Genomic DNA, 12,551 nt, shown 5'->3' with positions numbered 1-12,551 from the left:
TTGTCCCTTTCAAATGCCAAGATTCCCTTTCGCGCGTGGATTTGTCCCTTTCAAATGCCAAGATTCCCTTTCGCGCGCGAGTTTGTCCCTTTCAAATGCCAAGATTCCCTTTCGCGCGCGAGTTTGTCCCTTTCAATCGCAGCGATTCCCTTTCGACCGACCATTTGTCCCTTTCAACAAAAAATCCCGCCATCTAATAGATGGCGAGATTTCAAATATTTATTTTGCGAATTTTTTAGCGGCAAGGATTACAAAAATCCAGCCTGCTAAGAAGCTTACGCCACCAATTGGTGTAATTGCACCAATGACTTTAATTCCTGATAGTGCGAGTACATATAAACTACCAGAGAATAGAATAATACCGATTGTTAGTAAGTTACCTGCCCATTTTAGCTCTTTAACAGGTCCTAAAATACTTGGAGCCATTAGAATACCAATGGCAATTAATCCGAGTGCATGCGACATTTGATACGTTACGGCTTTTTCCCATACACTTGTATAGTCTTTTGCTTCTAAGAAATCTTCAAGTGCATGAGCACCGAATGCACCAAGTGCGACTGATAAGAATGCCATAATAGCACCTGTAATAATAAATTTTTTCACAGTTTGTCTCTCCTTTTAAAAATCAAAAAGCGAATCCCCATTGGCATCGGGTTCGTGTAATTTATTCGCTTGTGTCGGAACAGGTGGTGTTGGAACCACTTGTGTTGGTTGTGATGGTGCTGTAAATGACGATGGTTGAACTGACGGTTCATTCGTTTGCAATGCGACATCACATAAAGCACGCATTGCCGAAAAGGCTTCTCTTTTTTCTGCTGTTGAAGCAGCCTGTTGTGCTTGTGCGATTTGCTTTTGTAATTCTTTAATAATGGCATCATATGAAATCATCTGTTTGTTCCTCGCTGTTTCTCTTCAAATTTCAGACAGTCCATGCCTGATGATCTTTTAACGACTGCGATGGGTAGCTCACGTGTCTTAAATCCGTATGCACGACAACCACGTGGATTTGCTGGGTCCCATGTCACGATGAAATGGCGACAAGAAAAGCAGTTAGGTTTCACTCCGTATGACCACCTTTCTCTTTCACTTTATCATATTCATTTTCATGTGTGTTCATTTTCAAGCTCAAATTGTAGTTGTTCATCATTTTGACAATTAAATTGAATTGGATCATGCCCCCACGCAATTAATTGATGGTTAATTTGTGAAAATGGCTTACTACCAAAAAATCCACGATAGGCACTCAATGGGCTTGGATGCGCTCCTTCAATTACAATATGTTTTGTTGTATCAATGAATTTTTTCTTTTGTTGAGCTGGTTTGCCCCAAAGTACAAAAATCATTGGTTCTGCGCGCTCATTTAATCGTTGAATGACTGCATCTGTAAACTGCTCCCACCCTTTATTTTTATGCGAATGTGCCTTATGAGCTTCTACTGTTAATACCGTGTTTAATAATAAAATACCTTGTTCTGCCCAACAATTCAAATTACCTGTTGTTGGCTCTGAAACATCTAAATCGTCTGCTAATTCTTTATACATATTACGTAAACTTGGTGGAATTTTCACACCTGATTTAACTGAAAAACTTAATCCATGTGCCTGTCCATCATCGTGATACGGATCTTGTCCTAAGATGACGACTTTTACATCGTGAAAGGGTGTTTTTTCAAACGCTGTCCAAATCTCATCTTTTGGCGGGAAAACTTGTGTTGTTTCATAAGCTTGTTCTACAAATTGCATTAGATTCGTAAAATACGTTTTTACAATTTCTGCTTGCATAATAGGTTGCCAATCATTTGGTAAGTTCATATATGCTCTACTCCTTAAATTCAACTGTTGTATTATAATTGAGTGCTGAGAAAAGATTACGAATGGCTTGCTCTGCATTTGTTTTTGCATGTTTCAGTAATCCAGCTGTTTCTGCTTCTTTGATCATTAATTTTTGCGCATCATTCGCTAGACTATAACCATCTTTCACCGTTGCTTCATCTCGAAATAGACCATTCGTTGAGAAAACCTGTACTTTTTCTAAATCTAACGTTGCTTTCCCCTGAATCTGTGGTTCTGGCGCCGTAACTTGAATTGTCTTTTTCTCCTCATCTACTTGTACGTCTTCTTTTGTTATTTTACTCAAATCAACACCTGCACGTACAGTTCCTGGCATGACTACTAATAATTTTTGCTTTGTTCCGGGGATATCTAAACCAATTTCTTCACCGAATAAGGCATTATTTTCACGTTCCACAATAACTTTTAAATAAGCTTCTGCTGTTGCTAACTCATTCAATTCTGTAATTTTTTCAACAACTGCGTCTTCAGTCTGCTTATTCGTATGATTCGATACATATTTTGTGATGAGAACGGTTGCGATAATAACAATAACGAGTAATAGTATAGCGAAAAGTGACCATTTTAGCTTTTTTTTCATGTATTTTCCTCCTTTTTACAAAACTGACCTTATAAAAAACTTCATTTTTGACTATTTTATTCGAGCCAGTCCCATTTTACAATGAAACTATGACATTTATACAAAGGGAGAGATTTTCATGTCTTTACGCAAAACATTAACAATTGCTGGTTCGGACGCTTCAGGTGGCGCAGGTTTAGAAGCAGATTTAAAAGCTTTTGAAGCACATGGCACATATGGTTTAGCGGCTGTAACAGTCATCGCTACAATGGATCCAGATAATAATTGGTCACATGGGGTGTACACTTTACCAACAGATGTGTTACAAGCACAATTAAAAACAACTTTTTCAACAGGTGTGGATGCATTAAAAACAGGTATGTTATCAACTGAAGAAGTGATTCAAGTTTCAGGTGAAGCGATTAAAGCTTCAGGTGTTGAAAATGTAGTCATCGATCCAGTTATGGTGTGTAAAGGTGAAGATGAAGTATTGAATCCTGGGAACGTAGATGCAATGATTCAATATTTATTACCGTTAGCAAAAGTAACGACACCAAACTTATTTGAAGCAGGTCAATTAGCTGGTGTGAAAACGCCAAAATCAATTGAAGAAATGCAAGTGGCTGCTGAAAAAATTCATGCGCTTGGTGCAAAGAACGTTGTGATTAAAGGTGGTCGTGGTATTGACCATGAACAAGCATTCGACTTATTCTATGATGGTTCAACACACTACCTACTTGAAACAGTGAAAGTAGATACAAACTATAACCACGGTGCTGGTTGTACATTTGCTGCTTCCGTTACAGCGAACCTTGCAAAAGGACTTACTGTAAAAGAGGCTGTTCTTGAAGCGAAAGAGTTCGTTGCAGCAGGTATTCAACATGGTTGGAAATTAAACCAATTCGTAGGCCCTGTACTTCACGCAGCGAAAAATATTTACGGTGCGCCAACAGTTACAATGAAAGAATTAGCACCTGTTTCATCAAATTAATAGATTTTAAAACAAAGAGGAATTGCTCTAACATGCAATTCCTTTTTTGCTTGAACTTTTTAACTTGATGTCCTATCAACAAAATAATCCCAAGCCTTCTTATTTTCTGCTAAATAAAGTGATACGCTATTGCCCTCTAAATAAACGCCTAATCTTTTTTTACCTACTTTAAAAACGGGAATTGTTAAATAATCCATAATATACACATCACTTTTGTAATCTCTTGGAAATGTGCGATAAAGTAGTGTCGGATCAATCACGCCTTGATAATGCCACATAATGACCGTAGTTTTTCCTTTTTTATTTTTGGTTGGTGAATAATACGAAATTTCATATTTCTTTTTAATTTTTTCTCTATAACTAAAAGATTTCCATGCTTTTTTATATTTCTCTTTTTACGCGTTACAAAACGTCGGGAAAGTGATGCCACTCTACTATACTGCTGATGCACTGAATAGCATTATGTATAAAGGACTTGGTTTTAAAGCGATTTATATTGATTTACTTGTTTTACTACTCTTTGCATTCATTTTCTATATTTTAAATTTCATCAGCTTACGTCGTTCAATTTAAGTAAGCAAACGAATCGCATTTCTCGAAAAACAACATTATAATGAATAATAGATGTTTTTTTTGAGAGGAAGCGAAAAAATAATGGAAACAGTAAACTTAGAACGCCTGCAGCAATTGATTGATTCATTTGCGCATAAAGACGTTTACATCCACCTAGAAACGACAAATGGCGCTTATGCAAACCATTTTGATGAAAAAGTATTCAATGCAGGTGCATTCATTCGTAATGTACTCGTTCAATATGAACTTGGAAAAATCACACCTGATGTACCGCATCGCGTTGGTTTAAAACTTGCAAACGGCGGTTGGATTTATGCACAGGGGATTACACATTTTGAATTAGATGACAAAGGTCGCTTATTAATGGCTGGTCATGACTATGATGGAAAATTAGCGGTTGCACTTGAAATTAGTGAAACACCGTTTACTTATTAAGGAGGAAGAATACATGTTAGCACAAGAAGAACGTCATATTTTAGTTGTATTCCCACATCCTGATGATGAAGCATTCGGTGTTTCAGGTACATTAGCTCAATATGCTAATGCAGGTGTACCGATTACGTATGCTTGCTTAACATTAGGTGAGATGGGACGTAATTTAGGGAACCCACCTTTTGCAACACGTGAGAGTCTACCAGAGATTCGTCGTGAAGAATTGAAAAAAGCGGCGGAAGCGATTGGCATTCAAGATTTACGTATGATGGGATTACGTGATAAAACTGTTGAATTTGAAGATGATGAAAAAATGGTACAAATGATGACTTCTTTAATTAACGAAGTCAATCCATCGCTTATCATTACGTTCTATCCGAACTATGCGGTACACCCTGACCACGAAGCTACTGCTCGTGCAGTTGTACGTGCAGTGCGTCGTATGGATGAAAAACAACGTCCACGTTTATATGGTGTAGCATTTGCGAATAATACATTAGATGAATTAGGTGAGCCTGATATCGTCAACAATATTCGCGATGTAAAAGAACAAAAAATGAACGCGATGAAAGCACATAATTCGCAAACAGGCTGGATGCTACAAGAAGAAGCCAAACGCCAAGAAGAAGGCGATACAGAGGAGAGCAATTGGTTCACAGATGAATCATTCTACAATTATCGCTGGCATGAGGATTTTGAAGAAACATTTTAATCATCTTAAAGGAACTTTAACATTTTTTGTTGAAGTTCTTTTTTATATGTGTACTTTGGGTATATAAGTACAGATGATGAGTGGATGAAAAGGAGACGCCTATACAACAAGAAATCCCTGAAAAAACAAAGCGTCTGATTGTGTTCGTGATGATTGTCGGCTGTTTTTTCTCTACACTCAATCAGACGTTATTAAATGTCGCATTGCCTCACTTTTAGATATTGGTCGTATGTTACTCTCAACAACTGGTTTTGCCTTATTACTCTTTGGATTTAGTAGCGCTGGAAGTAAAGGTTGGAGATCCTATTGTCTGGTCAACCACATTAATTGAACTCACCAACGTTAGCATCTTCTTTCGCATCCAAATTCGTTCCAAATCGAAAAAAGAACAAGAATTAGAAAAACATTTACGACGCGATGAACTGAAAAATAAAAAAGCCGAAATTGCGCCATATAGCGTCATTTCGGCTTTTTATTTATGTTTGTGATACGCCTTCTGCGAAACGTAGCATGCCATTCGTCAAACAGTAGTCCACCATGAACTTTTTAGAACCATAATGATCGAATACAATCTCGATTTCATCGTCCGTCACTTTTTTTATATAACCTAAATCGTAGACTTGATGCAAAACTTTTAAGCCACGTTGTAAATCTTGCTGTTGTTGAATCGCATCTTTTGGTAGTTCACGTACCACCTTCTTTTGAAACTTTTTATTCGTGATGATTTCTTTTGGACGTTTATTCTCACTTTTCTCCACAACATCACTCAATTGTAATTCGCCTACTTCTTCACCAAGAAGAATTTTTTTAACATCTTCTAAGAAAGCTGAAGGACGTGTTGTTTCTTCGTCTTTCTGATTATACGTAAGTAATTCCAAATGTTTTCTAGCACGTGTCATACCTACATAGAATAATCGAACAGCTTCTTCCATCTTTTCAACGTCGCCTGCTTTATAAGCCTTCACATCATCTTTCGACGGAATGACACCATCTACTAAATCTAGCATGTAGACAGTATCAAATTCGAGTCCTTTTGAGCTATGCATCGTTGATAGCGTAGCGACATTTTCATTTTTATTAAAACGAGATGTTTTCATAATTTCTTCTAACTCTTTTAATCGTTTTGCGAATGCTTCAAGTGTTGGCAGTCCTTCAGCAATATGCTCTAGCTGACTAACGATACTCAATAGATTTTCTTCATTAAAACCTAAATGCTCTGCACGATTTTTCAGCGTTTTATCATATCCTAAATCGCGTCTAATAAGCTGAATCGCTTCATCTGGCGGGAGTGTATTCATCTTCTGAATATTCTTTTTAGCTTTTCTTAAAGCTTGTTCTTGATACGGCGCATGAGTATTTTTTTGTAAGCGGTCAAAACAAGAAGTATCTTCGCCATCTCTTAGTAATACTTGCATCTGTGCTTTTTTAATATATGCATTCATTTTTGTATAAATTTTCTCTAAAATATCTGCGCGACGATCATTATACGAAAGGCGCATAAAGTTTAAAATATCTTCTACAATCCAATGCTTAAAGAATTTTACGTCGACATCTTTCATATAAAATGGAATGTCTTTTTTCTCAAGTAAATCAATGAGACGAATGGCAGATGCATTATTACGGTAGAGGACAACAACTTCTTTTGGATTTGGTGATTTTTGAATTTCCTGTACGACATAGTTGAGTTGTAAATCATAACGTCGCATATTATGAATTGTAATCGGTTCACCTTTTGGATTCTCCGTAAACATCTTCTTATCATAGCGATTGCGATTTCGTTTTATGAATGTATTCGCTGTATCTACAATTTCAGGTGTCGAACGATAATTTTGAGCCATCGTTAAAACTTTCCCAATCGGATACGTCTGTTGGAAAGATAAGAGCTTCGTTACATCTGCACCACGCCACATGAAAATCGATTGGTCATCATCTGCGACAACACATAAATTATTTTGTGGAGCGGCTAGAATCGTTACAATCTCATGTTGGACGACGGAATTATCTTGTGATTCATCTGTTAGAACATATTCATATAAATGTTGATACTTCGTGCGAATTTCTTCATCTCGCTGTAAAATATCGAGGCAATACGTTAGCATATCATCAAAATCGAGTAAGACATGCTTAGCGTTTTGCTTTTTAAAATCTTCATATGCTCGAAAGATTTTCGCGGCGCTACCGATGGAGCAGTTTACTTTTTTAAGTGCCTCATCTGTCGCCACCATACGATTTTTCACAAAACTAATATATGTCACTAATTCATCCATCTCATCTTCAGTCGGTGCTTGTTTGACCTGTTCTGAAAATAGATTCCGCAAGATGACTTTCTTATGCAAGTTTTCACTCACATTTCCTTCAATTAATGTATAGTCTATTTGATTTTTATAAAAATATTCGCGTACAACCTTATAAGCAAAACTATGAATCGTTGAAAAAGCTACGCGCTCATTCGTCAAACGTCCGAAAAATTGCTCAAAGCGTTCTTCCATATCACGTGCTGATGCTTTACTAAACGTAATCGCTAAAATACGCTTGGCTGGCACTTTTTTAACGAGCATTAAATAACCAATTTTCATATTCAAAGTAGTCGTTTTACCGGATCCAGGTGATGCTAATAATAATAGTGGCCCTTCATGAAAGCGCACTGCTTGTTTTTGTACATTATTGAGACTGACGCCTGTCAGCTGCTTCATACGTTCGAAAAAGTTCATTCGTCATTCTCCTTTTTTATTCACTTCTTCTATTGTAACATTTCTTGTTTTTTCTTTGTTTAAAATAAAAACGCTTACATTTTCGGAATAAGCTAAATCTTTTGAATTGACTGATTATTTTAGACTTTCTTATGTTACAATGAAACAATATATTTTAGACATTAGGAGGAAAAATAATATGACTGTATCAGAAGCAAAAACCGTCACAGTGGAAAATGTGTTGATCGCCCATCAATTTTTAAAGGATGTCGTCGCACACACACCACTACAAAAAAATGATTATCTATCCGAAAAATATGGAGCTACCGTCTATTTAAAACGAGAAGACTTACAACATGTTCGCTCGTTCAAATTACGCGGTGCGTACTATAAGATTAAATCCATCGAAGAAGAAGCACGCGAATTCGGTGTGGTCTGTGCGAGTGCAGGGAATCATGCACAAGGTGTTGCTTACGCCTGTGCGCAATTAGGCATCTTCGGGCATATTTTCATGCCGACAACGACTCCAAAACAGAAAATTAACCAGGTGAAAATGTTTGGCCGCGAATTTGTCGAGGTCATTTTATCTGGCGATACATTTGACGACTCTGCGAAAAGCGCACAAGCTTTTTCAGAAACAGAGAACCATATCTTCATTCACCCATTCGATGATGTTGACATTATCGCTGGACAAGGCACCGTTGCCGTTGAGATTATGAATGATATTGAACGTCCAATTGATTATATTTTCGGGAGTATTGGTGGCGGTGGCTTAATGGCTGGCGTATCTACTTACATTAAAAACTTATCGCCGAATACAAAAGTCATCGGTGTAGAACCTGCTGGCGCTGCGAGCATGAAGGCTGCTTTTAAAGAGGCGAATCCTGTTCACTTGCCAAAAATTGATAAGTTTGTAGACGGTGCGGCTGTTCAGTGCGTTGGTCAGTTCACTTATCAAATCTGCCAACAATTCATGGATGATATCGTAGCAGTGCCTGAAGGAAAAGTATGTACACATATTTTAGAGCTATACAATAAATTAGCAGTTGTCGCTGAACCTGCTGGCGCATTATCGGTTGCTGCGCTTGATTTCTATAAAGATGAAATCAAAGGAAAATCAGTTGTATGTATTATTAGTGGCGGAAATAATGATATTAGTCGTATGCAAGAAATTAAAGAAAAGTCGTTAATTCATGAAGGATTACTCTACTACTTTATCGTCAGCTTCCCTCAACGAGCAGGAGCATTACGTCAATTCCTAACAGAAGTATTAGGGCCTGAAGATGACATCACGACCTTTGAATATACGAAGAAGAACAATAAAGAGAGTGGGCCTGCACTTGTCGGCATCGAACTAAAACGTCCGAACGATTACGCATCACTCATTGAACGCTTCCAATCGAACGGTTTTGAATATATGGAAGTCAATAACGATAGCACATTATTCTCGTTGTTGGTTTAAAAAAACACAAAAAGAGGAGGATGGGACATACGTGTAAAAACACTATCCTACATGAGCATAAGAAAAACTGGAATCGCGCTATTGTGCGGTTCCAGTTTTTCGTTGTGAACTCTAAAAAAGGAAAATGAGATGTTCTGTCCCATCCTCCTTTTATATATGGATTTAAGTCGCCAACAGTACGCGGTCTGATACCATCTTTTCGCCGCGAATCTTTTGGAATTGTTCCATTAAATCTGGAATCGTTAAATTCACTTTATCTTCTGGACTCACTTCTAAAATAATTTGTCCCTTATCCATCATAATAAGTCGATTCCCTAAATCAATGGCTTGCTGCATATCATGTGTAATCATCAATGTCGTTAAGTTATCTTTATGAACTAGTTCTTTTGTTAAGTTCGTAATAAGTGCCGCACGTGATGGATCAAGTGCCGCTGTATGTTCATCTAACAAGAGAATATCTGGTTTTGTAAAGGTCGCCATTAATAATGATAGTGCCTGTCGCTCCCCACCTGATAATAAACCTACTTTTGCAGATAGACGATTTTCTAAATTAAGTCCAAGTGAAGCAAGTGCTTCTTTAAACAGTTGTTTTCTTTTACGATTTACGCCAATGCGTAAACCACGCGATTTATTACGTGAATAGGCAATCGCCAAGTTTTCTTCAATCGTCATATTCGGTGCAGTACCCGCCATTGGATCTTGGAAGACACGCCCAATATAGCGTGAGCGCTTATATTCTGGTAAACGCGTCACATCTTGATGATTAATATGAATCGAACCTAAATCGGGTGTTAATGTCCCTGAAATCATGTTCATCATTGTCGACTTACCTGCCCCATTACTCCCAATAATCGTTACGAAATCACCTGGTTCTAAACTTAATTGAATATCTTGTAGTGCTACTTTTTCATCTGGTGTACCTTCATTAAAAATCTTATTAATGTGCTCTAATTTAAGCAATGGTCTCACCTTCCTTTTTCGCCTGCGCTAGCATCGCCAACTTCTCGGCTTTTCGTTTTGCTTTTCGTTTCTGTTCTTTACGCTTATCAATTACGCGCGGTAATACAAGTGCGATAATTACAATGACAGCTGTTAATAATTTTAAATCTCCTGTATCGAAGATTTTGATTTGCATGGCAAGTGCAATCACAATACGGTAAATGACTGCACCACATACAACAGCTAATGTTGTACGCATAACACTCTTTGTACCAAAAATCGCTTCACCGATAATAACAGAAGCGAGACCACTCACAATCATCCCAACACCTGCTTGTACGTCTGCAAAACGACTATACTGTGCAATTAATGCACCTGATAGCGCAACTAAAGCATTTGATAGCCCTAAACCTAAAATAATCAATGTATCTGTATTCGCTGAAAAACTACGAATCATCTTCTTATTATCACCTGTAGCACGTAATGCGAGACCACTTTCAGTTTTCAAGAACCAATCTGCCGCAAATTTAATCGCAAAGGTCACAATCACCATGAAGAATACTGTCCCCCATGTATTCGGTGTTTGTTCAAATCCAATTCCACGCAACATATTATTAATGGCATCATCAATACCTAAGCTCTTCCAAAATGCACTAATCTCTGTGAAAAGTGTTGTCGCATTTGATAATGGAATATTTGGTCGCCCAATTCCATTTTCAAGTGTCGAACCCATAATACGCAAGTTAATCGAATACAATGCAATCATCATTAAAATCCCTGCTAATAGTGCATTGATTTTTGCTTTTGTATGCAAAATACCTGTAATACTTCCTGCAATAAAACCTGCTAAAATTGCACACAGTGTTGCGATGATTGGATCATATCCAAGTGTAATCATCGTCGCAGCTGTCGCGCCCCCTGTTACAAAGCTACCGTCTACTGTTAAGTCAGGAAAATCTAAAACTCGGAATGTAAGATACACTCCGAGCGCCATAATTGCATAGATGATTCCCTGCTCTACAGAGCCAAATACCGCTACAAACATGTAGAATCATCTCCTCTTATTTTACTTCTTCTGCGTTCCACTCTTTGTTGATTTTAATGCCTAATTTATCAGCAGTTTCTTTATTTACTTCGAATTTTAAGTTAGCTGGGTATGCTGCTGGAATATCAGCTGGCTTCTTACCATCTTTTAAGATTTGAACAGCCATTTGACCTGCTTCATAACCGATATCATAATAGCTGAAACCGTATGCGCCAAAACCGCCACGTTTCACTGAATCAAGTTCCCCAACCATAACTGGAATCTTTTTATCTGTTGCTACATCTAATACAGAATCAAGTGCTGAAACCACTGTGTTATCTGTAATGATGTAATAAGCATCTACTTTACTTACTAATGATTCTGTTGCTTGTTTTACGTCTGCTGATGTATTCGCAGAAGCTTCTACTACTTCTACACCATATTTTTTCGCTTCTTTTTTCACGATATCAACTTGTGCGCGTGAGTTTTGCTCACCTGCGTTATACACCATACCTAATTTTTTTGCTTTTAATTCATTTGCAATGAACTTCACTGTGTTCGGAATCGCTTCAGGATGTGTATCTACTGTTCCTGTTACGTTCGCTCCTGGTTTTTCCATTGATTGAATCAATTCTGCACCCACTGCATCTGTTACAGATGTAAATAGCACAGGAATATCAGCTGTTGCTGTTTGAACTGCTTGTGCTGAAGGTGTCGCATTAGCGAAAATTAGGTCATTTCCTGCACCAACTAAATTATTCGCAGCTGTTGTATTGTTCGCTGGATCACCTTGTGCATTTTGTTCGTCATATTCTACCTTTAACCCTGATTCTTTCAGTGCCGCTTTGAAACCCTTTGTTGCTTCATTCAAAGATGGATGTTCTACATATTGTAAAATACCAACTTTATACGTTTTCTCATCTGCATTTGCCTTTTCGTCTTGCGTTTCGTCCTTTTTACCGCAAGCAGCTAAGACTAGCATGATGGCTGCTGTTACGAGTAACAACAACATACTCTTTTTCTTCATCTATAAACCCTCCTAATATATGTAGCTTTCTACCTTAATTATTGTTATATTACAGTCGTAAAATTGAATAGTCAATAAGATTATGAATGTTTCGAAAATTTTATACACTAAATCGTTGAGGTTTAATGCGTTAAAGCGTTGGTGCATCAATGTTTTAAAGAATTTGTCCAAAATTAATTTTTCTGAATTATTTGCCTATGAAATAATTCTTTACATTGTTTTTTGATGTGTTTATGATGAAGTATGTTCAACGTGGTTCGTAACCATCCCACGAAAAAAAACTAAGGAGAAA

16 protein-coding genes and 1 riboswitch are annotated in these 12,551 nt (G+C 37.4%); of the genes, 6 read left to right on the top strand and 10 right to left on the bottom strand.

Translation table 11 applies throughout. From position 1 onward, the window contains the following. A partial coding sequence (locus ACKVQX_RS11115; protein WP_409136325.1) for a hypothetical protein occupies positions 1–197 on the top strand: 197 nt, incomplete at its 5' end. A 22-nt stretch (positions 198–219) separates the two neighbouring features. On the opposite strand, the gene ACKVQX_RS11110 is transcribed toward ACKVQX_RS11115, so the two are convergent. Genes ACKVQX_RS11110 through ACKVQX_RS11090 form a run of 5 tightly spaced genes read right to left on the bottom strand, consistent with a single transcriptional unit; the run spans position 220 to position 2,430 of the window. Beyond that, positions 220–603: a DUF423 domain-containing protein gene (locus ACKVQX_RS11110; protein ID WP_087680850.1), complete on the bottom strand. Its 384-nt coding sequence runs from the start codon at positions 601–603 to the stop codon at positions 220–222. A 15-nt stretch (positions 604–618) separates the two neighbouring features. Continuing rightward, positions 619–888, bottom strand: a complete 270-nt coding sequence (locus tag ACKVQX_RS11105; RefSeq protein WP_068456052.1) for a DUF5327 family protein — start codon at positions 886–888, stop codon at positions 619–621. Further along, entirely contained in the window at positions 885–1,061 is a 177-nt protein-coding gene (locus tag ACKVQX_RS11100; RefSeq protein WP_082701485.1) for a uracil-DNA glycosylase, read from the bottom strand. The genes ACKVQX_RS11105 and ACKVQX_RS11100 overlap by 4 nt, the downstream gene beginning before the upstream one ends. Positions 1,062–1,103: 42 nt before the next feature. Next, positions 1,104–1,811 (bottom strand): uracil-DNA glycosylase, encoded by a 708-nt coding sequence (locus ACKVQX_RS11095; RefSeq protein ID WP_368634273.1) that lies wholly within the window; start codon positions 1,809–1,811, stop codon positions 1,104–1,106. A 7-nt stretch (positions 1,812–1,818) separates the two neighbouring features. Continuing rightward, positions 1,819–2,430 (bottom strand): DUF4230 domain-containing protein, encoded by a 612-nt coding sequence (locus ACKVQX_RS11090; protein ID WP_068456059.1) that lies wholly within the window; start codon positions 2,428–2,430, stop codon positions 1,819–1,821. Positions 2,431–2,548: 118 nt separating this feature from the next. Here ACKVQX_RS11090 and thiD point away from each other — a divergent pair, with 118 nt between their 5' ends. Then, positions 2,549–3,400: a bifunctional hydroxymethylpyrimidine kinase/phosphomethylpyrimidine kinase gene (gene thiD, locus ACKVQX_RS11085; RefSeq protein ID WP_409136324.1), complete on the top strand. Its 852-nt coding sequence runs from the start codon at positions 2,549–2,551 to the stop codon at positions 3,398–3,400. 59 nt (positions 3,401–3,459) lie between these two features. On the opposite strand, the gene ACKVQX_RS11080 is transcribed toward thiD, so the two are convergent. Continuing rightward, a complete protein-coding gene (locus ACKVQX_RS11080) occupies positions 3,460–3,678 on the bottom strand; it encodes a hypothetical protein (protein WP_343174336.1) in 219 nt (72 codons plus the stop codon). Positions 3,679–3,823: 145 nt separating this feature from the next. On the opposite strand from ACKVQX_RS11080, the gene ACKVQX_RS11075 reads away from it, so the two are divergent. The 3 genes from ACKVQX_RS11075 to bshB2 all read left to right on the top strand — a co-directional run bounded on the left by ACKVQX_RS11075 (position 3,824) and on the right by bshB2 (position 5,117). Then, on the top strand, positions 3,824–3,973 hold the full coding sequence (locus ACKVQX_RS11075; protein WP_170214787.1) for a hypothetical protein: 150 nt from the start codon (positions 3,824–3,826) through the stop codon (positions 3,971–3,973). A gap of 81 nt (positions 3,974–4,054) precedes the next feature. Further along, the gene (locus ACKVQX_RS11070; protein ID WP_068456069.1) at positions 4,055–4,408 is read left to right on the top strand and encodes a YojF family protein; all 354 of its coding nucleotides are present in this window, start codon (positions 4,055–4,057) and stop codon (positions 4,406–4,408) included. Between the two features lie 13 nt (positions 4,409–4,421). Then, positions 4,422–5,117 (top strand): bacillithiol biosynthesis deacetylase BshB2, encoded by a 696-nt coding sequence (gene bshB2, locus ACKVQX_RS11065; protein ID WP_141274792.1) that lies wholly within the window; start codon positions 4,422–4,424, stop codon positions 5,115–5,117. A gap of 476 nt (positions 5,118–5,593) precedes the next feature. Here the strand turns inward: bshB2 and ACKVQX_RS11060 are convergent, their stop codons facing one another. Next, a complete protein-coding gene (locus tag ACKVQX_RS11060; RefSeq protein ID WP_409136323.1) occupies positions 5,594–7,828 on the bottom strand; it encodes an ATP-dependent helicase in 2,235 nt (744 codons plus the stop codon). Between the two features lie 178 nt (positions 7,829–8,006). On the opposite strand from ACKVQX_RS11060, the gene ilvA reads away from it, so the two are divergent. Further along, positions 8,007–9,269 carry a threonine ammonia-lyase IlvA gene (ilvA, locus tag ACKVQX_RS11055; protein ID WP_285215786.1) on the top strand — a complete coding sequence of 421 codons (1,263 nt, stop codon included), beginning with the start codon at positions 8,007–8,009 and terminating at the stop codon, positions 9,267–9,269. Between the two features lie 162 nt (positions 9,270–9,431). Here the strand turns inward: ilvA and ACKVQX_RS11050 are convergent, their stop codons facing one another. The 3 genes from ACKVQX_RS11050 to ACKVQX_RS11040 are packed head-to-tail and all read right to left on the bottom strand — an operon-like array spanning position 9,432 to position 12,259. Then, a complete protein-coding gene (locus ACKVQX_RS11050; RefSeq protein ID WP_409136322.1) occupies positions 9,432–10,229 on the bottom strand; it encodes an ABC transporter ATP-binding protein in 798 nt (265 codons plus the stop codon). Beyond that, on the bottom strand, positions 10,222–11,253 hold the full coding sequence (locus ACKVQX_RS11045) for an ABC transporter permease (RefSeq protein ID WP_068456084.1): 1,032 nt from the start codon (positions 11,251–11,253) through the stop codon (positions 10,222–10,224). Before ACKVQX_RS11045 ends, ACKVQX_RS11050 begins: the two co-directional genes overlap by 8 nt. 16 nt (positions 11,254–11,269) lie before the next feature. Next, on the bottom strand, positions 11,270–12,259 hold the full coding sequence (locus ACKVQX_RS11040; protein ID WP_068456086.1) for an ABC transporter substrate-binding protein: 990 nt from the start codon (positions 12,257–12,259) through the stop codon (positions 11,270–11,272). 246 nt (positions 12,260–12,505) lie between these two features. Then, a riboswitch (PreQ1 riboswitch) is annotated at positions 12,506–12,550 on the top strand. Position 12,551 lies beyond the last annotated feature (1 nt).

Source organism: Kurthia sp. ISK08 (assembly GCF_046159805.1).
GTDB classification, from domain to species: domain Bacteria; phylum Bacillota; class Bacilli; order Bacillales_A; family Planococcaceae; genus Kurthia; species Kurthia gibsonii.
The sequence above is the reverse complement of the archived record's forward strand: the minus strand, read 5'-3'. Positions and strand labels throughout refer to the sequence as shown.